Below are 22108 nucleotides of genomic sequence, written 5' to 3' on the forward strand. Positions count from 1 at the left end.
GACAGGGCCGGCCCGTCAGCCGTCCCGGAGCAGCCCTTGCACTGCGGCGAAAGCCTGGCGCCGGCGCTCGGCCCAGTCGCCGGCGATGGCGCGGTAGGGCTGCCGATGGCGCTCCAGCCAGGCTTGGCATTCGCGGTGGAAGGCCTGGCGCTGCGCCAGTTCCGGCTGGCAGCGCTGGCCGTCGGCGCTCCAGGCTACGCCTTCCGGCGAGAGCAGCAGGTGCAGGTCGTAGCGCCGCCGCAGCAGGGCGGGTTCGAGCCAGTCCGGACAGTCGCCGAAGAGAATCCGGCTCCAGAGGATGTTGCTCAGCAGGTGGGTATCGAGGATCAGCAGCGCCGGCCGTTCTGCGCGAGCGGCGTCCTCCCAGGCCAGTTGCCCGCGGGCGATGGCGGGGATGTCGGCGTAGCAGGTGTCGCGGCGCTGTTCGTCGATGAAGTGGCGGACGTACTCGCCGACCACCCGGCCGCCGAAGCGGGCCTGGAGCTGCTCCGCAAGCCAGCTCTTGCCGCTGGATTCGGGCCCGGTGAGTACCAGCACCTTCATGCGGCGACGCCCTCGCGCAATGCCGGGTCGCGGCGCCAGGTCCGCCAGCCGTGGATCGCCAGCAGGGTGAAGAGGGCGTAGAGGGCGGCGGTCAGGTACAGCGCCTTGCTGGCGAAGAGCGCCACGAACAGCACGTCCACGGCGATCCACAGGGCCCAGCATTCCAGGCGCTTCTGCGCCATCCAGCATTGCGCCACCAGGCTGAAGGCGGTCAATCCGGCGTCCCACCAGGGACTGGCGGCATCGGTGTGGTTGGCCATCAGGTAACCGAGCGCGACGCTGCCGACCAGGCCCGCACCGAGCCCGTAGAGGCGCTGCGCGGCGTTCAGGCGGCTCACCGAGCGGCCGTCGTGGTCCTGCCCGCCGCGGGTCCACTGCCACCAGCCATAGAGCTGTAGCGCCGCGTAGACCATTTGCAGGAGCATGTCCGAATAAAGCTTCACCTCGAAGAATATCCAGGCGTAGAGCGCCACCATCACCAGGCCGATAGGCCAGCACCAGGGATTCTGGCGGACGGTCAGGTAGACGGCGATGGCGCCGAGCGAAGCGGCGAAGAGTTCAAGGGGTGACACGGAAGGCCCTCATGCGACGAGGACGCATTGTAGCGAATGTATCCGGCGCTTCGCGAAGACCAGGGCGGAGGGGACGGGCGCGGACAGATTTGTTCAGACGCCGGCTGGCAAGAATTCCAAGATTCCTGGCCGGCCGCTCTGGTAGCATGCCCGCCGGTTTCGACTTCGGCAGTGGGGGAACTGGTCGGGTTCTTCGGAGTCGTAAGGCCTTCATAAAAGACGGCGAGTGTATCGCCGAGAACAACGAAAGCTCGTTCGGGACAGTAGTAGAAGGGGGAGAAACATGGAGTGGTGGACTGCTTTCCAGGCGTTCATCCTGGGCGTCGTGGAGGGGCTGACCGAGTTCCTGCCGATTTCCAGCACCGGGCACCAGATCATCGTCGCCGACCTCATCGGCTTCGGCGGCGAACGCGCCAAGGCGTTCAACATCATCATCCAGCTGGCGGCGATCCTCGCTGTCGTCTGGGAATTTCGGGGAAAGATCTTTCAAGTCGTCCGTGACCTGCCGAGCCAGCGCCAGGCCCAGCGTTTCACCGCCAACCTGCTGATCGCGTTCTTCCCGGCGGTAGTCCTCGGCGTCCTGTTCGCCGACCTGATCCACGAGTGGCTGTTCAATCCGATCACCGTCGCCCTGGCGCTGGTGGTGGGCGGGGTGGTCATGCTCTGGGCCGAGCGCCGGAAGCATGTGATCCGCGCCGAACACGTCGACGACATGACCTGGAAGGACGCCCTGAAGATCGGCTGTGCCCAGTGCCTGGCGATGATCCCCGGCACCTCGCGGTCCGGCGCGACCATCATCGGCGGCCTGCTGTTCGGCCTTTCGCGCAAGGCGGCCACCGAGTTCTCGTTCTTCCTGGCGATGCCGACCATGGTCGGCGCGGCGGTCTATTCCGGATACGTGTACCGCGACCTGTTCCGCCCCGAGGACCTGCCGGTGTTCGCCGTCGGCTTCGTCACCTCGTTCGTCTTCGCCATGCTGGCGGTGCGTGCCTTGCTGAAGTTCATCGGCAACCACAGCTACGCGGCTTTCGCCTGGTATCGGATCGCCTTCGGCCTGCTGATCCTGGCGACCTGGCAATTCCACCTGATCGACTGGAGCACCGCCGGCGAGGTGTGAGGCCCGGGAACAGGCAAGAGGCGCGGCGCGAGCCGCGCCTTTTTTCGTCTGGCCGCCGCGGGTGGCTAGAATGCAGCGCGAAACGGGTAGCGAGCGAGTGGATGTGGATATGGAAAAGCCGGGCATGATCAGCCGCTGGTATGACGACAAGGGCTTCGGCTTCATCCTGCCGAAGACCGGCGGGGAAGAAGTCTTCCTGCATATCTCCGCGTTCCGCGGCGACCGCCGTCCCCGCCAGGGCGACCAGGTGTGGTTTCTCGCCAGCCAGGATGCCCAGGGCCGCCTGCGCGCCGAGAGGGCGCGGCTGGACGCGCTGACCATCGATCCGCCAACTGTCCGCCGTGGCGCCCAGGCGCCGGTGACGCGGGCCCAGGCACGGCCGGCGCCGACTCCGCCGAGCGCGTTGCAGCGCCCGTTGGCGAAGCTGCTGGTCCTGCTGATCCTCTGCGTGCTGCCGGCCGCTGGCGCCTGGCGGATGTACCTGGACGGACAGGCCCTCTGGCCGCTGCTGGCCTATCCGCTGGCCAGCCTGCTCGCATTCGCCCTCTACTGGCGGGACAAGCGCAGCGCCGCACGCGGCGACTGGCGTACCCCGGAGGTCCGCCTGCACCTGTTCGAGCTGCTCGGCGGCTGGCCTGGCGCGCTGGTCGCGCAGCAGGTATTCCGCCACAAGACCCGCAAGCTCTCGTTCCAACTGGTGTTCTGGGGCATCGTCCTGCTGCACCAGTCGTTCTGGCTCGACAGCCTGCTCGGCGGGCGCCTGTCCGCCGCGCTGTTGCAGCGGATCGGCTGAACGGCGCGGCTCACTCGCGGGCGCGGCGGTAGGCCGGGCCGGTCTCGCCCGAGGGGCGTTGCAGGGCTTCCACGAGAAAGTCGATCAAGGCACGGATCGCCGGAATCTGGCTGCTGCGCGGCAGGTAGGCGGCCTGCATGGTGCTTTTCGGCAAGGTCCACTGCGGCAGGATGCGCACCAGGCTGCCATCGGCCAGTTCCCTGTCGCAGTAGCCTTCGGGCAGCAGGGTGACGCCGAGGCCGGCCACGGCGGCTTTCTTGCGCAGGACGAAGTCGTCGACGCCCAGGCGCGGTTCGCGTTCCAACTGGTAGCGGCTGCCATCCGGCCCGATCAGGGTCGCGTGGACCTTGCGGTCGTTATGAATAGCGCCGAGGAAGGGCAGGTCTTCGAGGTCTTCCGGATGTTCCAGGCGACGCCCGGCGATCAGCGACGGGGCGGCGAGGATCTGCGTGGTCGCCGGAGCCAGGCGCCGGCAGACCAGCGCAGGGTCCTCGTCGCCGAGTTCGCGCACGCGCAGTGCCACGTCCACCCCCTCGTTGAGCAGGTCGACCCGGCGGTTGGTCAGGAGGATTTCCAGCTGGACCTGCGGGTGTCGTTCGAGAAACCGCGGCAACAGGTCGGCCAGGTTGCTCGAAGCCATGGCCACCGGTGCGGAAAGGCGCAGCCGGCCACGCGGCTCGACGCTCAGCTCGGCGATCACCTGTTCGGCCATCTCCGCTTCCAGCAGCAGGTTGCGGCAGTGCTGCAGGTAGCGTTCGCCGACCTCCGTGAGCGCCAGCTTGCGTGTCGTGCGGTGCAGCAGGCGCACCTGAAGGCGCTCCTCCAGCTCGGCGATGCGCCGCGACAGGCGCGACTTGGGAATCCCCGTCTCGCGTCCGGCCGCGGCGAAGCCGCCGCATTCCACCACCTTGGCGAAGTAGTAGAGGTCGTTGAGGTCGTGGGGCATGCAGGCGCTCCGCTGGGGGGAAAAACAGATTGTCCTATGTGTGGGACGAATAGTCATGTTTCTACCGACTAATCGTCGATTGGCCTTGCCGGTAGGATGCAAACCACTCGATCGCCACACTGCGATCCCCCACTTTCAGGAGCGAGACATGAAACTTTTGCATATCGATTCCAGCATCCTCGGCGACGCCTCCGCTTCCCGCCAACTGAGCGCCGAGCTGGTCCAGGCCTGGCGGCAGAACGAAGACGGGCTTGACGTCACCTACCGCGACCTGGCCGCCGACGCGGTGGCGCATTTCTCCGCCCTGACCCTGGCCGCCGGCAGCACCCCGGCGGAGCTGCGCGATGCCGCGCTGAAGCATGAAGTCGCGGTGGGTGAAGAAGTGCTGGAAGAGTTCCTCGCCGCCGACGTCGTGGTCATCGGCGCGCCGATGTACAACTTCACCATCTCCAGCCAGCTCAAGGCCTGGATCGATCGCATCGCGGTCGCCGGCAAGACCTTCCGCTACACCGAGAACGGCCCGGTTGGCCTGGCCGGCGACAAGAAAGTGGTGATCGTCTCCACCGCCGGTGGCGTGCATGCCGGCCAGCCGACCGGCGCGGCCCACGAAGGCTACCTGCGCACCGTGCTGGGCTTCTTCGGCATCACCGATATCGAAGTGGTTCGCGCCGAAGGCCTGGCCTATGGCGAGGAGCCCCGCGCCCAGGCCATCGCCGCCGCCCGCCGGCAGATCGCCGGGCAGTTCGCCGCGGCCTGATCCCCGCGTCATCGGAAAACCCCGCTTCGGCGGGGTTTTCGCGTTGTGCGCAGCGGCGCGCTGCGTGTAGATTGGCCGGACAATTACAAGCACAAGGAACCGGCCTGTGAGCGCGTGTTACTGCCGCAACTGCGGCGCCCGAGCGACCCGTCTCGTCGAGAGCGGCATCTGCGAAGCCTGCAAGCGGCGCTCGGACATCAATCCGAAGAACGTCCTGATCGCCGCCGCCCTGATCGTCTACATCGGGGTGAACGTGGCTGCCTACATCAAGGACCACCCGCCCCGCGAGCTGACCGCCGAACAGCGCGAGAAGATCGCCGAGGGCCAGCGCCTGGCGACCCGCGCGGCGATGATGGCCGGCTACGTCGACTGAGTCGCGCTCCCCATAGGCCCTGCGCGTCCATGCCGGAATGAAAAAGCCCCGCGGATGCGGGGCTTTTGCGTTGCGCGACGGGGACTCAGACGATCACGCCCTGGCTGCGCAGGTAGTCGTCATAGCTGCCGCTGAAGTCGGTCACGCCGTTCTCGCCCAGCTCGATGATGCGGGTAGCCAGCGAGGAAACGAATTCGCGGTCGTGGCTGACGAAGATCAGCGTGCCCGGATAGTTGTCCAGCGCCAGGTTCAGCGCCTCGATGGACTCCATGTCCAGGTGGTTGGTCGGCTCGTCCATCACCAGCACGTTGGGGCGCTTGAGGATCAGCCGGCCGAACAGCATGCGGCCCTGCTCGCCGCCGGAGATCACTTTCACCGACTTCTTGATCTCGTCGTTGGAGAACAGCATGCGGCCGAGGGTGCCGCGCACCAGTTGTTCGCCGCCCTGGGTCCACTGGGCCATCCAGTCGAACAGGCTCATGTCGTCGGCGAAGTCGTCGGCATGGTCCTGGGCGAAATAGCCGACGTCGGCGCTGTCGGTCCATTTCACCTCGCCGCCGTCCACCGGCAGGTCGCCGACCAGGCAGCGCAACAGGGTGGTCTTGCCGATGCCGTTGGGGCCGATGATGGCGACGCGCTCGCCGGCCTCGACCTGCAGGCTCAGGCCCTTGAACAGCGGCTTGCCGTCATAGCCCTTGCTGATGTTTTCCACGGTCACCGCCTGGCGGTGCAGCTTCTTGTATTGCTCGAAGCGGATGAACGGGCTGACCCGGCTGGACGGCTTGACCTCTTCCAACTGGATCTTGTCGATCTGCCGGGCGCGGCTGGTGGCCTGCTTGGCCTTGGAGGCGTTGGCCGAGAAGCGGCTGACGAAGGATTGCAGCTCGGCGATCTGCGCCTTCTTCTTGGCGTTGTCCGACAGCAGGCGCTCGCGGGCCTGTTCGGCGGCGGTCATGTACTCGTCGTAGTTGCCCGGGAACAGGCGCAGCTCGCCGTAGTCCAGGTCGGCCATGTGGGTGCAGACGCTGTTCAGGAAGTGGCGATCGTGGGAAATGATGATCATGGTGCTGTTGCGCGCGGTGAGCACGCCTTCCAGCCAGCGGATGGTGTTGATGTCCAGGTGGTTGGTCGGTTCGTCGAGCAGCAGCACGTCCGGGTCCGAGAACAGCGCCTGGGCCAGCAGTACGCGCAGCTTCCAGCCGGGAGCGACGGCGCTCATCGGGCCGAAGTGCTGCTCCAGCGGGATGCCCAGGCCGAGCAGCAGCTCGCCGGCGCGGGACTCGGCGGTGTAGCCGTCGAACTCGGCGAACTGGACTTCCAGCTCGGCCACCGCCATGCCATCTGCCTCGCTCATTTCCGGCAGGGAGTAGATGCGGTCGCGTTCGGCCTTCACCGCCCAGAGTTCCTCGTGGCCCATGATCACCGTATCGATGACGCTGAAGTCCTCGTAGGCGAACTGGTCCTGGCGCAGCTTGCCCAGGCGCACGTTGGGTTCCAGCATGACCTGGCCGGCGCTCGGCTCCAGGTCGTTGCCGAGGATCTTCATGAAGGTCGACTTGCCGCAACCGTTGGCGCCGATCAGGCCGTAGCGGTTGCCGTTGCCGAACTTGACGGAAACGTTCTCGAACAGCGGCTTGGCGCCGAACTGCATGGTGATATTCGCGGTGGAGATCAACTTCTTTACCTATAGAGGACTTACGCACGCCTGGACCATGGCGATACCGGTCTGCTACCGGTCTCGGCTTTCCGCTGCGCTCCATCTGGAGCATGGGGCGATCCTGCGGGCATTCGTGGAGTGCCGCAGCCAGCGTCATGACGTGGCTGTAGCGCGATGAAGGCGGGGTGTGATGCCTGGCATTCGGCGAATTGTCTCACAGGTGCGCCTGCCGTTGCATGACAGCGTACGCCGAAGCGGTTTTTCCCGCTGCCCGGCAGGTGGTAGAGTCCCGTCTTCCGCTCATCCGCAAAGGACTCCCCGATGAAGCCCGCTGTTCTCCCCGCGTTGTTGGTTCTGTCGCTGCTGGGCGGTTGCGGGGATTCATCGTCGGACGGAAAGGCCGCTTCCGGGCCGCTGGCGTTGCACTGTGGAGACTTCGGCAAACTCGAGGTGATCGACGGTTTCGCCAGTCTAAAGCTGCCCGACGGCAGCAGCGTCCAGTCGCTGGGCGGCGATGTCCGCAGCCTCGCCGATGGCCAGGCGCTGAGCGCGATTTCCTATAGCGACGGTTCGGTCCTGTACCGCCAGGCGGGCGACACGCCCGGCTACCTGTACACGCCGGCCAAAGGCCAGCGGCAGGCCTGCGAGACGCGCTGAACGATCCCGCCGGAGGGAATGCCCATGCCCGGTGCCGCCGATATTGTCCGTCATCACGACAGCGACCCGCTGGAAAATCCCTGGGTCGACGGCCAGCCGCCAAGCGCGGCGAGCAACGGGTGGCGGACTACAACCGGTGCAAGGAGCCGCTGATCCGCGCCATCTACGCGCGGGTTTTCGCGGCCGCCGGGTTGATCTGAGCCACGCAGGCGCAGGCCGGCTGTCGCATCGCTCGTCGAGCCGCTAGAATCCCGCTCCCCATTCCCCGCAAGGCCCGCCAGCATGCCGCATCTCGTCATCGAAGCCACTGCCAACCTCCGCCTCGAAACGTCCCCCGGCGAACTGCTGGAGCAGGCCAATGCCGCGCTGTTCGCTTCCGGGCAATTCGGCGAGGCGGACATCAAGTCGCGCTTCGTCACCCTGGAGGCCTATCGGCAGGGAACCGCGGCGGTCGAGCGCGCCTACCTGCATGCCTGCCTGTCGATCCTCGACGGGCGCGACGCGGCGACCCGCCAGGCGCTGGGCGAGTCGCTCTGCGAGGTGCTCGCCGGAGTGGTGGCGGGCGGCGGCGAGGAGGGCGTGCAGGTCAGCGTCGAAGTGCGCGAGATGGAGCGCGCCAGCTACGCCAAGCGCGTCGTCGCCCGGCAGCGCTGAGAGACTGGCGCGCGCCTGGCTCAGATCCAGGCGTTCAGCGTCGCGCGGGCCTGCGTCGGGTCCTCTTGCCGTCCCGGCGCCTGGCCGTTCTGCATGGCGATCATCTCGCGCATGCGTTCGCCGATGCCTTTCTCCACCTGTTCGCGTTTCTCCGGCGGCATCGCGTCCAGTTCCTCCTCGGTCAGGCCGAGGCTCTTCAGGACCTGCTCGCGCATCCGCTCGGCAGGCGATTTCTGCATGTACTCCTTGAACTCTTCATAGGCCGACTTGCCTTCGCTGGCGCCGGCAGGGGCATTCGCCTGGTTCTGCTTCAGCGTCAGGTTCAGCTTCGCAAAACCCTCGTCCATGGCCTGGCGGGCGGACTCCGCGGCGGGATCGACGGCCTCGTTGCGCAATGGCGTGCCAAGGGCGGGGCGCGCTTTCAGCAGATCGCCGTTGCCGATCTCGGTGTTGGCTTGCCGCTGGTTGTTCAGGTAACGCGCAGACCAGCCGGAAAGGCTGGCGGGACCTATGCTGTTCATGACCTGCTTCCATGGAAATGAATGACCGCCGCTCCGTCGCAAGGGCCGTGCCAGGTCGCCGAACCCCGCGCCAGAGGGCTCGGCGCATGGCGCAGGGCGGGGCGGAGGCAAGCGCTTGCCGCGAACGGCAACGGCGTTCCGCGGTTAGAATGTCCGACTTGTGCAGCAGGTTGCGAAGAGAGCCATGACCGACACTCCCGACGATCGAACCGGAGATGCCTCCGGTCTGTCGAAGCGCCAGGCATTCCATCGGCAGCACCGGCAACGGGCGGAGGAAGAGGCGCGGCGCCTGCTCGACGCCCGCGCCGAACAGGGCGGCCGCTGGCTGGACTGGGTCGCGGGCCAGCTCTACCTCCTGCGTCCGCCGGAATACGCGGCCATGGTGCGTCGCGAACTGCAGCGCCTGAGCGGCGACTGAAGCTGGCGAATTTGTCAGCGCGGATTGCAGTTTCGCCAGGAAACCCATGCCACTGGTAAGGTGGCGATCCCAGAAGATCAGAGGAGGCGGTATGCCTTTGAAGCAGTTTTCCAGTGCACTCGTTCTCGCGGCCCTGCTCGCCGGTTGCAGCAGCAACGGCGACGGCCCGTCCACCGAAGGCGCCAGCGTAGCCACCGGCAGCGCCAGCGCGCCCGCGGCCACCCCGGCAGCGGATGGCCGTTGCGACGCCAACGCGGTGCAGGCCTATGTCGGCAAGCAGGCTTCCGCGGCCATCGTCGAGGAGGCCCGCCGCGCCGCCGGAGCGGAAGTCGCCCGGGCGCTGCGCCCGCACGATGCGGTGACCATGGACTACAACCCGCGCCGGCTGAACATCGATGTCGACGACACGCTGGTGATCAAGCGCCTGTCCTGCGGCTGACCGCCCAGCCCCGAATACGAAGAAGCCCCGCATCGCGGGGCTTTCTCTTGGCCGTTCGACGAGGCCTCAGATGGCGGTACTGCGTAGGGCGGCGTTGGACTGGCTGACGGCGGTTTGCGGTTTTTCCTCGAGAATTGCCTGACGTTTGGCCTGGTATTCCTCGAACGACAGGCTGCGCCGGGCCAGGTCTTCCAGCGCCAGTTGCCTGACCTCGTCGCTGCTGTACGGGCGAGAGGGGTTGTAGTCGCTGGCGCAGCCGGCGAGGGCGAGGGAGAACAACAGTACGCTGATGAGTGCCTTGGCCATGACCGGCTCCTGGATTCGCTTTCCTGGGGGAATGGTCGAAAGGCTAACAACCGCGCCGCTGCGCTAGAAATCATCCTGCTCGATAGTGCTTATTCGTTCGGCTGAACGCGGGAAGAAGCGCTGCCGGCGGCGGCAGGCGCCAGCCGGGCCGTGGGGTGGACGACGCGATTGGCGCCGCCCGCCGGCATGTCCCGCGCTCGGCCGGGAGAACAAGCGGCAGGCCGCTGGGGCCTGCTCAGGCGGCGACTTGCGCAGGCTTGCCCAGCAGGCGGTCGACCAGGCTGCAGGCGGCGAGAGTGGCGACCGAGGGGATCAACCAGGCCAGGCCCTGTTCGGCCAGCGGCAGGTGCAGCAGCCATTGCGGGAAGTCCTGGCCCAGGCCCGCCGCCTTCAGGGCATCGAGCACGCCGAACGCCAGGGAAACCAGCATCACCGGGGCGAGGATGCGCGTCGCCGAATGCCAGAGGCCGATGCAGAAGCTCAGAGCCACCAGCACGATGCACGGCGGATAGATCGCGGTGAGCACCGGGATCGAGACCTGGATCAGCTTGGTCAGGCCGAGGTTGGAAACGATGAAGGAGAACCCTGCCAGGATGATCACCAGGCTGCGGTAGGACAGCGGCAGGCGCTGGCAGAAGTACTCGGCGCAGGCGCAGGTCAGGCCGACCGCGGTGACCAGGCAGGCCAGCGCGATAAGTCCCGCCAGGAACGAGCTGCCGAGGCTGCCGAAGGTATGTTGCACGTAGGCATGCAGGACCGCCGCGCCGTTGCTGGCGTCGGCGGCGATGGCATGGCTGCCGGCGCCGAGGCGGAACAGGCTGACGTAGACCAGCACCAGGCCGACACCGGCGATCAGCCCGGCGACGATGGCATAGCGGGTGATCAGCCGCGGCGACTGCACGCCGCGGGAACGGATGGCGTTGACGATGACGATGCCGAAGACCAGCGCGGCGAGGGTGTCCATGGTCAGGTAGCCGTTGACGAAACCCTGGGAGAACGCGGCCTGGGTGTACTCCGGCTGGGCCGTGCCAATCGGGCCGGTGGGCCAGAGGAAGGCGGCGACGCCGAGAATCGCCAGGGCGAGGATCTTCAGCGGGGCGAGGAAGCGTCCGACGGTGTCCAGCAGGCGACCGGGGTAGAGGGAGATGGCCAGGGCGAGGAGGAAGTACGCCAGGCTGTAGACGAACAGCGCCGTGCCGCTCTCGCCGAGCAGCGGCACCACGCCGACCTCGAAGGACACCGTGGCGGTGCGCGGAATGGCGAACAGCGGGCCGACCGCCAGGTAGCAGACCGCCGCCAGCAGGCCGCCGGCATACCTGCCGATCGGATGGCTGAGGGCGTCGACCGAACCGCCGACCTTGGCCAGGGCGATCACGGTGATCACCGGCAGCCCCACCGCGGTGATCAGGAAGCCCAGCGCCGCCAGCCACACATGGGGGCCGGACTGCAAGCCGACGATGGGCGGGAAGATGATGTTGCCGGCCCCGACGAACAGGGCAAAGGTCATAAAACCAAGCGCCAGGATGTCCCGGCCTTTCAAAGCGTTCATGCTGGAGAGGTACCGCGCTGCTCGAGGAAATTCACAGAAGGGTTTCCCGGGGGGTAGGGGAAACGGCACTCATCTGGATGGGACGAGCAGGGGAGGCGGCCGCTGTCCTTGTGGGAGCCGGGCCGGAAACTTGGCATGCTAACGAAAATGCCGGGGTCGCGGGATAGACATTGGTCTGGCTGTCCTTTTGTTGAAAAACGACGTCGCAATCAGAACAGTCCGTAGGCGCCAGCGCCGGAGCGCTCCGCGCTCCTTGCCGCTTGCTGTCTTCCGCCTGCGTCGGCGGCGCCATACGGGGGGTATGCCGGCGAACCCGGAAAACGCCCGGAAAGCTTCCCGCGAACTTTTTGCAATCCGGCTGAAAGCCCCGGAACACAAGGGCTGCGGCGCTTCTGAAGGGTTACGTTTTCTGTAGGTATTCTTCACGAAAGATTGACGGATCGCCGAGCAGACTGCCGCCGTCGTCGAGTGCTGCCAGGGGCAACGCTGCGCACGGCAACCCGGAAGTCAGTGAAGATCCGTGCCCATGTCGAAAGCCCGCGCCGTCCGTCCCGAACTGCTGACCCTGCTGGTCAGCCTCGCCTTCCTGCTGTTCTACAACCTGCCGCTGTGGCAACGCCTGCTGGCGATCACCCCGGCGGGCTGGCAGGGCCTCGGCATGATGCTGGCGGTCGGCCTGATGATCGCCGCGATCTTCAACCTGGCGCTGACCCTGCTGGCGTTCCGCTGGCTGCTCAAGCCGGCGCTGACCCTGCTGATCCTGGCGGCCGCCGGTACCACCTACTTCATGACCCAGTACGGCGTGCTGATGGACGTCGGCATGCTGCGCAACGTCATGCAGACCAACCCGGCCGAGGTCGCCGACCTGCTTTCGCCGAAGCTCGCCGTCTACCTGGCGTTGCTTGGCGCGCTGCCGGTCTGGCTGCTGTGGCGCACGCCGGTGCGCTACCGGCCGTGGCCACGCGAGCTGCTGAGCAAGCTGCTGGTGGCGCTCGCCTGCCTGGCCCTGCTCGCCGGGGTGGCGCTGGCCAATTACCAGGGGCTGTCCTCGCTGTTCCGCAACAACAAGGAACTGCGCCTGCAGGTCACCCCGAGCAACCTGGTCGGCGCCGCCATCGGCTACGCCAAGGGCCAGGCCCAGGCCGCCAGCCAGACACTCCGGCCGATCGCCGTCGATGCCCGGCGCGCCGACCTGTGGCAGGGCCATGCGCGCAAGTCGCTGACCGTGCTGGTGGTGGGCGAGAGCGCGCGGGCACAGAACTTCGGCCTCAACGGCTACGCTCGCGAGACCAACCCGCGGCTGAAGGCCGAGGAGGGCCTGATCAACTTCTCCAATGTGCACTCCTGCGGTACCGAGACCGCGGTGTCGGTGCCCTGCATGTTCTCCAACCTGGGCCGCGCGGACTACAGCGACGCTCGCGCGCGCACCCAGGAAGGCCTTCTCGATGTGTTGCAGCGCGCAGGCCTGCGGGTCCTGTGGCGGGACAACCAGTCCGGCTGCAAGGGCACCTGCGACCGCGTCGCCTTCCAGGACCTGAGCGAGAGCAAGGATCCGGCCCTGTGCGCCGGCGGCGAGTGTCATGACGAGATCCTCCTGCGCGACTTGCAGGCCTTCATCGACGGGCTGCAACAGGACACCGTGCTGGTCCTGCACCAGATGGGCAGCCACGGCCCGGCCTACTTCAAGCGTTATCCCAGGGAGTACGAGAAGTTTACCCCGGTCTGCGCCAGCAACGACTTCAGCGCCTGCTCGCGGGACAGCATCATCAACGGCTACGACAACACCCTGCTGTACACCGACCACGTGCTGGCCAGCCTGATCGACCTGCTGCGCAAGAACGAAGAGCGCATCGATACCGGCATGCTCTACCTCTCCGACCATGGCGAGTCGCTCGGCGAGTACAACCTCTACCTGCATGGCACGCCTTACCTGCTGGCGCCGGACCAGCAGAAGCACGTCGGCATGCTGGCCTGGTTCTCGCCCGGCTACCAGAGCGCCTTCGGCCTCGACAGTGGCTGCCTGCGCCAGCGCAGCAACGAGGAGCTGTCCCAGGACAACCTGTTCCACTCGATGCTCGGCCTGCTGGAAGTGCGCACCGGCGCCTACGATCCCGGCCTCGACCTGTTCGCCCCGTGCCGTGCGCCCGAGGTCCTGCAGGCGCTCAAGGCCGACGGCGGACGGGCGCTGTACTCCGAGGAAGCGTCTGGCCAGGAGCCGCCGGCTTCCTGATACGACCCGGCGAAAGGACTATTTCCTTCGCCTCGCGGAAGGGTAAGGTTCAGCCTCGGAACCCGCGAGGACGCCCATGGATCGCCACGCCCAACACCACCCCAGGAGCCGCGCCTGCGTGCTGCCCAACGGCCTGCGCCTGCACCTGGCGCATGATCCGGCGGCATCGCGCGCCGCTGCCTGGCTGCGGGTGGCGGCGGGCAGCCACGACGAGCCGAGCGCGCATCCCGGCCTGGCCCACTTCCTCGAGCACCTGTCGTTTCTCGGCGGCGCGGCGTTTCCCGGCGACGAGCGCCTGATGCCGTGGTTGCAGGTGCGCGGCGGCCAGGTCAACGCCAGCACCCGGGGCAGGACCACCGACTATTTCTTCGAGGTGACGGCGGAGCACCTTGGCGCCGGTCTGGCACGGCTGATCGACATGCTCGCCCGCCCCTTGCTGGACATCGATGCGCAACGGCGCGAGCGCGAAGTACTCGAGGCCGAATACCTGGCGCGCTCGGCCGACGAGCAGACCCTGATCGACGCAGCGCTGGCCCTCGGCCTGCCCGCCGGACACCCCCTGCGGCGTTTCGCTGCCGGGCGCCGCGACAGCCTGGCCCTGGAGAACGATGCGTTCCAGCGGGCCCTGCGCGAATTCCATGCCGCCCACTATCACGCCGGCAATTGCCAGCTATGGCTGCAAGGGCCGCAGGCACTGGACGAGCTGGAGAGGCTGGCGCAGCGTGCCTGCGCCGACCTGCCGGGGCGCGCGCCAGGCGCGAGTCCGCCGCCGCCGCCGTTGCTGCCCTTCGCCGGCGAAGCGCTGGCGCTGCGCCTGCCGGGACCGCCGCGGCTGGTGCTGGGCTTTGCCCTCGACGCTTTGCGGGAGGCCGACGAACAGACCCTGCAGGCGTTCGCCGAATTGCTCGGCGATCGCTCGCCGGGCGGGTTGCTGGCAGCACTCGGCGAACAGGGCCTGGGCGAATCGGCGGCGCTGCGGGTGGTTCACCGGGATGCGCGGCAGGCGCTCCTGGCGTTGACCTTCGAACTGTTCGACGGCAGCGCGGCGGCGGCGCTGGAGGCGGCCTTTTTCGACTGGCTGGGCGCCCTGCGCGACGATGCCGCCAGCCTGCTGGCGGCGCGCCGGCCGTTGCTGGCGGAGCCCACTGCACCGCTGGAGCGACTACGCCAGCGCGTTCTTGGCCTGCCAGCGGAGATTCGCCCGGCCTGCCTGGACGCGCTGCGCGCCGACCGTTGCCTGCGGCTGCACCTGGACAGCGAACTCGACGGCGCCGAAGCGCGCTGGTCGGCGGGCTTCCGCCTGAGTGTGGCGCCGGTTGCCGCAGCGCCGCCGCTGACCGCGCAGCGGCATGCCTGGCGCTTCGAACTGCCGTTGCCGCCCAGTGCCGCCGCCGAGGGCGCGCTGTTCCTGCGCTGGCGCTTTCCCGGCGTGCCCGTACGGTCACGCTTTCTGGCGCTGCGCCAGGCGTTGCGTCCGCTGTGCGGCCAGGCACGCCTGGGGGGTGTGGAGATGGGCCTGGAGGCGCTCGGCGAGGACTGGTCGCTGAGCCTGCTCGGTCCGCGCGATCGCCTCGAGGCCGCCGTGCGCCCGGCCCTGGCCCGGCTCCTCGCGGCGCCGCCCGACTGGCGCGCGAGCGGCGAGCGTCTGTCCTCCGCCGAGCGGCGCCGCAGCGCCACTGCCCTGCCGATCCGGCAATTGCTGGACGCCTTGCCCGGCGTATTCGGCGAGCCGCTGGCGGAGGTCGACGACTGGCGGCGGACGCGCTGGGACGCCTTGGTCATGCAGGCCGCGATGCCAGATCCCCGATGGATGCCCGGCCAGGCTGCCGGCGAGCGCCTGGAGCCTCTGCCGCCGAGGCCCGGACGGCATCGCCGCGAACTGGCCATGGACGGCGAGTCGGCGTTGCTGCTGTTCTGTCCGCTGCCCACGCAGGAGGTGCCGATGGAGGCGGCCTGGCGCTTGCTGGCGCGCCTGCACGAACCGGCCTTCCAGCGGCGCCTGCGCGACGAGCTGCAACTGGGCTACGCGTTGTTCTGCGGCTTCCGCGAGGTCGGCGCCCGGCGCGGCCTGCTGTTCGCCGCGCAATCTCCGCGTGCCTGCCCGGAACGCTTGCTGGAGCATATGGAGACCTTCCTCCAGCGCTCCGTCGAGGCGCTCGCGCAACTGCCGGCGCGACGCCTGGCCGGCCTGCGCGAAGCCCTCGCCGACGACCTGCGCCGAGCGCCGGGTAGCTTCGCCGAGCGAGCACGGCGCGCCTGGGCGGAGCACCTTGGCGGTGGCGCCGGTCGCTCCCGGCTGCTCGCCGAGGCCGCCCTCGGCCTGAGCGGCGACGACCTGCTCGCGGCCCAGGCCCGGTTGCTGGAGGCGCGCGGCGGCTGGTGGGTGCTTTCCAGCCGGCGCTGAAGCGAGCCACGCGGTAACTCGACGACAGCCTTGCCGGCGTCACTGCGGCGTTAGGTCGAAAGCCGCGCTGCTTCGGTGGCGCTCCCGCCGCGACCAAGGTTGCGCTACCGCCGGAGGAGCGCTGCCCGCGCCTTGCGCAGCGGCACCCACGCCCACCATGAAGAAGCGTCGAAGCAGGCCCAAGGAAGCGTATGGCAGGGCTTTCCCGGTTTCGATAATCGGCTCCGCCACGACCGGCCCGGTCGTTTCACCTCGCGGAGTGCGCCATGAACAAGAACAACACCGCCGTTCGCCGAATCCTGCCGCTGACCCTGGCCTCGCTGGGTGCCCTGGGCGGCCTGCAACCGGCCGCCGCCGATATCCTGCTGTACGACAAGGACGAGACCACATTTTCCACCGACGGCTACTTCAATGCCTTCTACGTCAACAGCGACGTCGACCGCCAGGGCGAGACCTACGATCGCCGCCAGTCGCGGGTGAAGATGGGATTCCTGCCGAACTACATCGGCTTCAACTTCGGCAGGAAGGTCGACGAGCTGAGCCTCGGTGGTCGCGCTTCCTTCTGGGTGACCATCAACGACAGCGAGACCGACGGCACCGATACCGCCATCGACGTCCGTCAGTTCTATGGCACGGTCGCCGGCGACTGGGGCGAGGTGCTGATCGGCAAGGACTTCGGCCTGTTCTCGCGCTCGAACATCTTCCTCGACGAACTGCTGGCCGGTTTCGGCAACCCCAGCGACACCCTCGGCCTGGTGGACGGCAAGGGCGTCTCCTTCGGCAACATCGGCACCGGCTATCCGTATCCGTTCCCCACCTCGCAGATCACCTACCGCAACAACAACCTGCTGCCCGGCCTGCGCATCGCCGTGGGCATCCTCGACCCGATCGACTCCAACCAGATCGACAAAGATGCCAGCGACGGCCTCGACGACAAGGCCTACCAGGACAACCCGCGCTACGAGAGCGAGGTCAGCTACCAGTTCGACCTGGCCGGGGCGCAGGTCTACAGCTGGATCAACGGCGGCTACCAGACTTCGAAGAACACCAGCGACAGCGTCGACAGCGTGACTTCCAAGGGGGTCGGCTATGGCTTGCAGGTGAAGATGGGCGGCTTCTCCGTGACCGGTTCGGGGTTCACCGCCAAGGGCATCAATCCCTTCTTCACCAACAACGCCGGCGAAGCCGCGCTGCGCGAGGTGGACAGCCGCGGCGCATTGCTGCAGGGCTCGTATTCATGGGGCAAGAACCGCCTGGCGCTGTCCTACGGCAAGACCGTCGACGACGGCAACGGCCTGGGTTCCGCGGCCGACTACGAGAGTCGCGGCATCGCCTATTTCCGCACGATCAACGACAACCTCAAGCTGGTCGCCGAGCTGAACCGCTACCGGATCGACGGGCGCGACGGTACCGCGCTCGACGAGGACACCGACACCGTGGCCCTCGGCGCCGTACTGAACTGGTGATACCGCTACTTTCGAAGGACCCCGCCGCGACCCAAGTAGGATAGGGGCCGCGGCGGCGCCCTTCGTAGAATGCTGGCGAGGCGGAACGACGGGGGAGCGGGCATGTACGAAGGGCAGGGGGAAGGGGTCTGCAGGGGCATGTCCAGCGCGCGCGACGTCGAAGTGGTGGCCCAGGACCTGGCGCGCCAGCTTATCCATCCGCACCTGGGCTTCGTGCTGTTCTTCTGTTCCGCGGAATACGACCTGCCGGCCCTTGCCGAGATGCTCGAACGCTACTTCGGCGGCATCGACCTGGTCGGCTGCACCACAGCCGGCGAGATCACTCCGGCGGGCTACGGGCGCGGCTGCGTCAGCGCGGTGGGCTTCGACGTGCGCAGCTTCGCCATCAGCAGCGCGCTGATCGACGAAATGGAGCGCTTCAGCCTGCTGGACGCGCAGCAGATGGTCGAGACCCTGGTGGCCGGCTGTCGCCGCGGCGGCCTGGCGCCGATCAAGGACCACAGCTTCGCCCTGACCTTGCTCGACGGCCTGTCCAGCCGCGAAGAGGTGGTGCTCGCCGCGCTTGGCGCGGCGCTCGGCGCGATCCCGCATTTCGGTGGCTCGGCCGGCGACGACCGGCACCTGACCCACACCCATGTCTACCACCAGGGCCAGTTCCATACCGGGGCGGCAGTGGTGGTGCTGGTCAACACCTGGCTGGACTTCGAGGTCTTCACCACCCATCACGTGGTGCCGCGCGCCGAAAAGTTGGTGGTGACCCGCGCCGACAGCGGCAGCCGGCGGGTCCACGAACTCAACGCCGAGCCGGCGGCGCTGGAATACGCCCGGCTGGTCGGGGTGGCACCGCAGGCGCTGGATTTCGCCCTGTTCTCTGCGCATCCGCTGGCGGTGCGGGTCGACGAACGCTATTACGTGCGCTCGATCCAGCAGGCCAACGAGGACCTGAGCCTGACGTTCTACTGTGCGGTGGAGAACGGCATCGTTCTCACCGCGATGAGCACCGGCCCGCTGTTGCCCAACCTGGAGGCGCAGTTCCGCCGCCTCCACGAGCGCCTCGGACCGCCGTTGCTGACCATCGGTTGCGACTGCTTCCTGCGGCGCCTGGAGCTGGAGGTCGGCGGTGACACGCAAGCTACCGCCGCGTTTCTCCGCAGCCAGCAGGTGATCGGCTTCAACACCTACGGAGAGCAATTCAATGGCATGCATATCAACCAGACCTTCACCGGGGTCGCCATTGGCCGACCCCGCGGAGGTGTCCGTCGCTGAGCTGCAGGCGCGGGTCGTCGCCCTCGAAGAAGAGCGGCACAAGTTGCAGCGGATCAACCAGGCGCTGATCGGACGCATCGAGTCGAGCGCCGCGCAGAGCGACGAGGCCTACGGCGCCTTCCAGTATTCCGTGGTGCTGGCCGAGCAGGTCCGCGAGCGCACCGACGCGCTGAGCCAGACGATGCTCGAACTGAAGGCCAGCAACCAGTTGCTCAGCGACGCTCGCCTGCGTGCCGAGACCGCCCACCAGCATCTGCTCGACGCCATCGAAAGCATCTCCGACGCCTTCGTCCTGTTCGATCCGCAGCAACGCATCGTGTTGTTCAACGAGCGCTTCCGCGCGCTGTGGATCGACAGCCGGGCGCGGATCGGTCCTGGCATGCGTCGCGCCGAACTGCACCGGCTGGCGCGTAGCGGCGGGCTGATCGTCGAGGAGCAGCGTGGCGGCGACCAGCAGACCCTGTACCGCCTGCGCGACGAGCGCTGGCTGCGGATGAGCGAGCGACCGACCCGCGACGGCGGGCTGGCGGTGCTCTACAGCGACGTCACCGAGATCAAGCTCAGCGAGACCGCGCGCCGCGAGCAGGCGCTGGCGCAGAAGTCGCACCTGTTGCAGCGGGCGGTGGACAATCTCTCCCAGGGCGTGGCGATGGTCGGTGCCGACGGCGTGCTGGAGTTGTGGAACCGGCGCTTCCTGGAGCTCTGCGGGCTGGCCCCGATCGCCGGGCACCGGGCCTTCGCCGAAGTCATGGCGGAGAGCGAATTGCCGTTGCTCACGCCGCGCAGCCAGGACTCCCAGGGGAGTCCGCTGAGCGCCCGCGAGCAGCGCCTGTTCGATGGCCGGGTGCTGGAGATCCGTACCCATGCGCTGCCCACCGGCGGCTTCGTCAACACCTTCACCGACATCACCGAACGCTATCGCCACGCCGAGGCGTTGCGTGCCAGCGAGCGCTGGATCCGCCTGATCACCGACCAGGTGCCGGCGCTGATCGCCTATCTCAGCGACGAACTGGTCTACGAATTCACCAACAAGGTCTACGAGGAGTGGTACCGCTGGCCCAGCGGCTCGATGCTCGGCCGCTGCCTGCGCGACGTGCATGGCGCCGAGCACTGCCGGCGCCTGGAGCCGTACTTCGAGCGGGCTCTGGCCGGCGAAAGCGTGACCTTCGAGATCGCCGAGACCGCGTTGTCCGGCGAGGAGCGCTACATGCAGCGCTCCTACGTGCCGAACCGCCAGGCCGACGGCCGAGTCGCCGGGCTGTTCGTGCTGATTCGGGATATCACCGAGCGCCGGCGGACCGCCGAGGCGCTGCACCAGGCCTACCAGAACCTCGAACAGCGGGTGCGCGAGCGGACCGCCGAGCTGACCACCCTCAACGACCAGTTCAAGCGCGAGATCCACGAGCGCAGCCAGGTCGAGGCGCGCCTGCGCGAGGCCAAGCGCGAGGCGGAACAGGCCAACCTGTCGAAGACCAAGTTCCTCGCGGCGGTCAGCCACGACCTGCTGCAACCGCTGAACGCCGCGCGGCTGTTCACCAGCGCCTTGCAGGAGCGCGGCAGCGCGGCGCGGGACAACGAGGCGCTGGTGAACAACATCAGCCATTCGCTGGAGGACGTGGAGAACCTGCTCGGCACCCTGGTGGACATTTCCAAGCTGGACGCCGGCGTGATCACCCCGGACATCGCCCCGTTCGAGCTTGGCGAACTGCTCGGCAACCTGGCCGCGGAGTACCGCCAGGTAGCCGCCAGCGAAGGGCTACGCCTGGACTTCGTGGCCTGCGGGGCGCTGGTCCGCAGCGACCAGCAACTGCTCGCGCGAATCCTCCGCAACCTGCTTTCCAACGCCATCCGCTATACCCCGCGAGGGCGCGTGCTGCTGGGTTGCCGCCGGCATCGGCAGCGCCTGTCGATCGAGGTCTGGGACACCGGGGTGGGCATCGCCGCCGACAAGCTCGGCGAGATTTTCCAGGAATTCAAGCGCGGCGAGTCGCAGCGTTGCCACCAGGACCGCGGGCTCGGCCTGGGATTGGCGATCGTCGACAAGATCGCCCGCATGCTCGGCCACCGGGTCCGGGTCGGCTCGCTGCCGGGTAAGGGCTCGTGCTTCGCCATCGAGGTACCGCTGGCCCGCCATGCCCCGCGCAGTCGCGCCGAGCCGCTGGCCAGCGCGGACGACCTGCGCGAGCGCCTGCGTGGTTCGCGGGTGTGGGTGCTGGACAACGATGCGGCGATCTGCGCCGGCATGCGCACGTTGCTCGAAGCCTGGGGCTGCCGGGTAGTGACGGCGCTGTCGGAGGAAGACCTGGCGCGACAGGTCGACAACTACCATGCCGAGGCCGACCTGCTGATCGTCGACTATCACCTCGACGACCAGCGCAACGGCGTCGACGCGGTCGCCGCGATCAACGCCCGGCGCGGCTCGCCGCTGCCGGCGCTGATGATCACCGCCAACTACAGCAACGAACTCAAGCAGCAGGTTCGCGAGCTTGGCCATACCCTGATGCACAAGCCGGTGCGGCCGATGAAGCTGAAGACCGCGCTCTGCCACTTGCTGGAGCGCGAAGCCTCGGTCTGATTCAGGCGCCTTCGCGTGCCGCGCGGCCCAGGCGCGGGGCGAGGATCAGGGCGATCCCGCCGAGCACCGCCAGGGTCGCCGGCGGCAATCGCGGGGCGAGCGGCTCGCCGAGCAGCAGGGCGCCGCAGAGGGCGGCGAGCACCGGCACGCTGAGCTGCACCGAGGCGCCCTGGATCGCCGTCAGCCCCGGCAGTGCGCTGTACCAGACGGCGTAGCCGAGGCCGGAGGCGAGGGCGCCGGAAAGCAGGGCATAGGCCAGTCCGGCGCCGTCCAGCCGCAACTGCCCGTGGAATGCCAGGAGCAGCAGGGCGGCGAAGGCAAGGGCTCGGAGGAAGTTGCCGGCGCTGACCGCCAGCGGATCGCCGCCGCCGCGGCCGAGCAGGGTATAGAGGCCCCAGGCGAGGCCGGACAGGAGCATCAGCAGGGCACCGCCCAGCGGCGGCGCGCTGGCTCCGGGGAGCAACAGGAACAGCAGGCCGCCCAGGGCCAGCAGGAAACCGAGCAGCGCCTGTCCGCCCAGCCGTTCGCCGCGCAGCAGGCCGGCCAGCAGCAGGGTGACCTGTACCGCGCCGAATAGCAGCAGCGCGCCGGTGCCGGCGTCCAGCTGCACGTAGGCGTAGGAGAACGCGGCCGCGTAGATGAACAGCGCCGCCGCCCCGCGCCAGCCGCCGCGCGCGGGCGTGGCCGGGCGCCGGCGCAGATGCAGCAGGACGGCGAGCATGAGGGCGCCGGAGAAGAGACGCAGGGCGGTGAAGCTGACCGCGTCGATGGCGGTGTCCTTCAGCGCCGCGCGGCAGAGCAGCGAATTGCCGGCGAAGGCCAGCATCGCCAGGACAGTGAGCAGCAGGGTACGGCGGTCGGGCAT

Annotated in this window: 21 protein-coding genes; 13 read left to right on the forward strand and 8 right to left on the reverse strand. The window is 68.1% G+C overall.

Features of this window, described 5'->3' with window-relative positions:
- Positions 1 to 15: 15 nt before the first annotated feature.
- The gene (locus tag JHD77_RS29550; protein ID WP_003158870.1) at positions 16 to 543 is read right to left on the reverse strand and encodes an AAA family ATPase; all 528 of its coding nucleotides are present in this window, start codon (positions 541 to 543) and stop codon (positions 16 to 18) included.
- Entirely contained in the window at positions 540 to 1115 is a 576-nt protein-coding gene (gene pnuC, locus JHD77_RS29555) for a nicotinamide riboside transporter PnuC (RefSeq protein WP_003088324.1), read from the reverse strand. Before pnuC ends, JHD77_RS29550 begins: the two co-directional genes overlap by 4 nt.
- Positions 1116 to 1398: 283 nt before the next feature.
- Between pnuC and JHD77_RS29560 the strand changes: the two genes are divergently transcribed.
- Positions 1399 to 2232 (forward strand): undecaprenyl-diphosphate phosphatase, encoded by an 834-nt coding sequence (locus tag JHD77_RS29560; RefSeq protein WP_003113476.1) that lies wholly within the window; start codon positions 1399 to 1401, stop codon positions 2230 to 2232.
- A 70-nt stretch (positions 2233 to 2302) separates the two neighbouring features.
- The gene (locus JHD77_RS29565) at positions 2303 to 3025 is read left to right on the forward strand and encodes a DUF1294 domain-containing protein (protein WP_004349387.1); all 723 of its coding nucleotides are present in this window, start codon (positions 2303 to 2305) and stop codon (positions 3023 to 3025) included.
- Positions 3026 to 3035: 10 nt separating this feature from the next.
- Here JHD77_RS29565 and JHD77_RS29570 read toward each other — a convergent pair whose 3' ends face one another.
- Positions 3036 to 3971 carry a LysR substrate-binding domain-containing protein gene (locus tag JHD77_RS29570; protein ID WP_003119152.1) on the reverse strand — a complete coding sequence of 312 codons (936 nt, stop codon included), beginning with the start codon at positions 3969 to 3971 and terminating at the stop codon, positions 3036 to 3038.
- 148 nt (positions 3972 to 4119) lie between these two features.
- Between JHD77_RS29570 and azoR2 the strand changes: the two genes are divergently transcribed.
- Entirely contained in the window at positions 4120 to 4728 is a 609-nt protein-coding gene (gene azoR2, locus JHD77_RS29575) for an FMN-dependent NADH-azoreductase AzoR2 (RefSeq protein WP_003088332.1), read from the forward strand.
- A 106-nt stretch (positions 4729 to 4834) separates the two neighbouring features.
- Positions 4835 to 5101 carry a hypothetical protein gene (locus tag JHD77_RS29580; protein ID WP_003450285.1) on the forward strand — a complete coding sequence of 89 codons (267 nt, stop codon included), beginning with the start codon at positions 4835 to 4837 and terminating at the stop codon, positions 5099 to 5101.
- A gap of 85 nt (positions 5102 to 5186) precedes the next feature.
- On the opposite strand, the gene JHD77_RS29585 is transcribed toward JHD77_RS29580, so the two are convergent.
- Positions 5187 to 6776 carry an ABC-F family ATPase gene (locus JHD77_RS29585; RefSeq protein WP_003111315.1) on the reverse strand — a complete coding sequence of 530 codons (1590 nt, stop codon included), beginning with the start codon at positions 6774 to 6776 and terminating at the stop codon, positions 5187 to 5189.
- A gap of 303 nt (positions 6777 to 7079) precedes the next feature.
- Here JHD77_RS29585 and JHD77_RS29590 point away from each other — a divergent pair, with 303 nt between their 5' ends.
- Both JHD77_RS29590 and JHD77_RS29595 read left to right on the forward strand, forming a co-directional pair.
- Positions 7080 to 7415, forward strand: a complete 336-nt coding sequence (locus tag JHD77_RS29590; RefSeq protein WP_003119150.1) for a hypothetical protein — start codon at positions 7080 to 7082, stop codon at positions 7413 to 7415.
- Positions 7416 to 7697: 282 nt separating this feature from the next.
- Positions 7698 to 8069, forward strand: a complete 372-nt coding sequence (locus JHD77_RS29595) for a 5-carboxymethyl-2-hydroxymuconate Delta-isomerase (RefSeq protein WP_009876315.1) — start codon at positions 7698 to 7700, stop codon at positions 8067 to 8069.
- A 20-nt stretch (positions 8070 to 8089) separates the two neighbouring features.
- On the opposite strand, the gene JHD77_RS29600 is transcribed toward JHD77_RS29595, so the two are convergent.
- Positions 8090 to 8590 carry a hypothetical protein gene (locus JHD77_RS29600; protein WP_009876316.1) on the reverse strand — a complete coding sequence of 167 codons (501 nt, stop codon included), beginning with the start codon at positions 8588 to 8590 and terminating at the stop codon, positions 8090 to 8092.
- A gap of 184 nt (positions 8591 to 8774) precedes the next feature.
- Here JHD77_RS29600 and JHD77_RS29605 point away from each other — a divergent pair, with 184 nt between their 5' ends.
- Entirely contained in the window at positions 8775 to 9008 is a 234-nt protein-coding gene (locus JHD77_RS29605) for a hypothetical protein (RefSeq protein ID WP_003111311.1), read from the forward strand.
- 91 nt (positions 9009 to 9099) lie between these two features.
- Complete coding sequence (locus JHD77_RS29610) at positions 9100 to 9447, forward strand: I78 family peptidase inhibitor (protein WP_003113470.1); 348 nt, start codon at positions 9100 to 9102, stop codon at positions 9445 to 9447.
- A gap of 66 nt (positions 9448 to 9513) precedes the next feature.
- On the opposite strand, the gene JHD77_RS29615 is transcribed toward JHD77_RS29610, so the two are convergent.
- Together JHD77_RS29615 and brnQ are read right to left on the reverse strand one after the other, a co-directional pair.
- Entirely contained in the window at positions 9514 to 9753 is a 240-nt protein-coding gene (locus JHD77_RS29615; protein ID WP_003088496.1) for a hypothetical protein, read from the reverse strand.
- A 235-nt stretch (positions 9754 to 9988) separates the two neighbouring features.
- Complete coding sequence (gene brnQ / locus JHD77_RS29620; RefSeq protein ID WP_003158954.1) at positions 9989 to 11302, reverse strand: branched-chain amino acid transport system II carrier protein; 1314 nt, start codon at positions 11300 to 11302, stop codon at positions 9989 to 9991.
- Positions 11303 to 11828: 526 nt separating this feature from the next.
- On the opposite strand from brnQ, the gene JHD77_RS29625 reads away from it, so the two are divergent.
- The 5 genes from JHD77_RS29625 (at position 11829) to nahK (ending at position 21243) form a co-directional block, all read left to right on the forward strand.
- On the forward strand, positions 11829 to 13532 hold the full coding sequence (locus JHD77_RS29625; protein WP_017002455.1) for a phosphoethanolamine transferase: 1704 nt from the start codon (positions 11829 to 11831) through the stop codon (positions 13530 to 13532).
- 76 nt (positions 13533 to 13608) lie between these two features.
- Entirely contained in the window at positions 13609 to 15936 is a 2328-nt protein-coding gene (gene pqqF / locus JHD77_RS29630; RefSeq protein ID WP_044305223.1) for a pyrroloquinoline quinone biosynthesis protein PqqF, read from the forward strand.
- A 266-nt stretch (positions 15937 to 16202) separates the two neighbouring features.
- On the forward strand, positions 16203 to 17402 hold the full coding sequence (locus JHD77_RS29635; protein WP_003117407.1) for a porin: 1200 nt from the start codon (positions 16203 to 16205) through the stop codon (positions 17400 to 17402).
- Between the two features lie 102 nt (positions 17403 to 17504).
- Positions 17505 to 18668, forward strand: coding sequence for a nitric oxide-sensing protein NosP (nosP, locus tag JHD77_RS29640; RefSeq protein ID WP_003106998.1), 1164 nt, complete (start codon positions 17505 to 17507; stop codon positions 18666 to 18668).
- On the forward strand, positions 18598 to 21243 hold the full coding sequence (nahK, locus tag JHD77_RS29645) for a hybrid sensor histidine kinase/response regulator NahK/ErcS' (RefSeq protein WP_003119141.1): 2646 nt from the start codon (positions 18598 to 18600) through the stop codon (positions 21241 to 21243). Before nosP ends, nahK begins: the two co-directional genes overlap by 71 nt.
- 1 nt (position 21244) lies before the next feature.
- Here the strand turns inward: nahK and JHD77_RS29650 are convergent, their stop codons facing one another.
- On the reverse strand, positions 21245 to 22108 hold the full coding sequence (locus JHD77_RS29650; protein ID WP_031756274.1) for a DMT family transporter: 864 nt from the start codon (positions 22106 to 22108) through the stop codon (positions 21245 to 21247).

Source organism: Pseudomonas sp. P20 (genome assembly GCF_016463925.1).
Classification (GTDB): Bacteria; Pseudomonadota; Gammaproteobacteria; order Pseudomonadales; family Pseudomonadaceae; genus Pseudomonas; species Pseudomonas aeruginosa.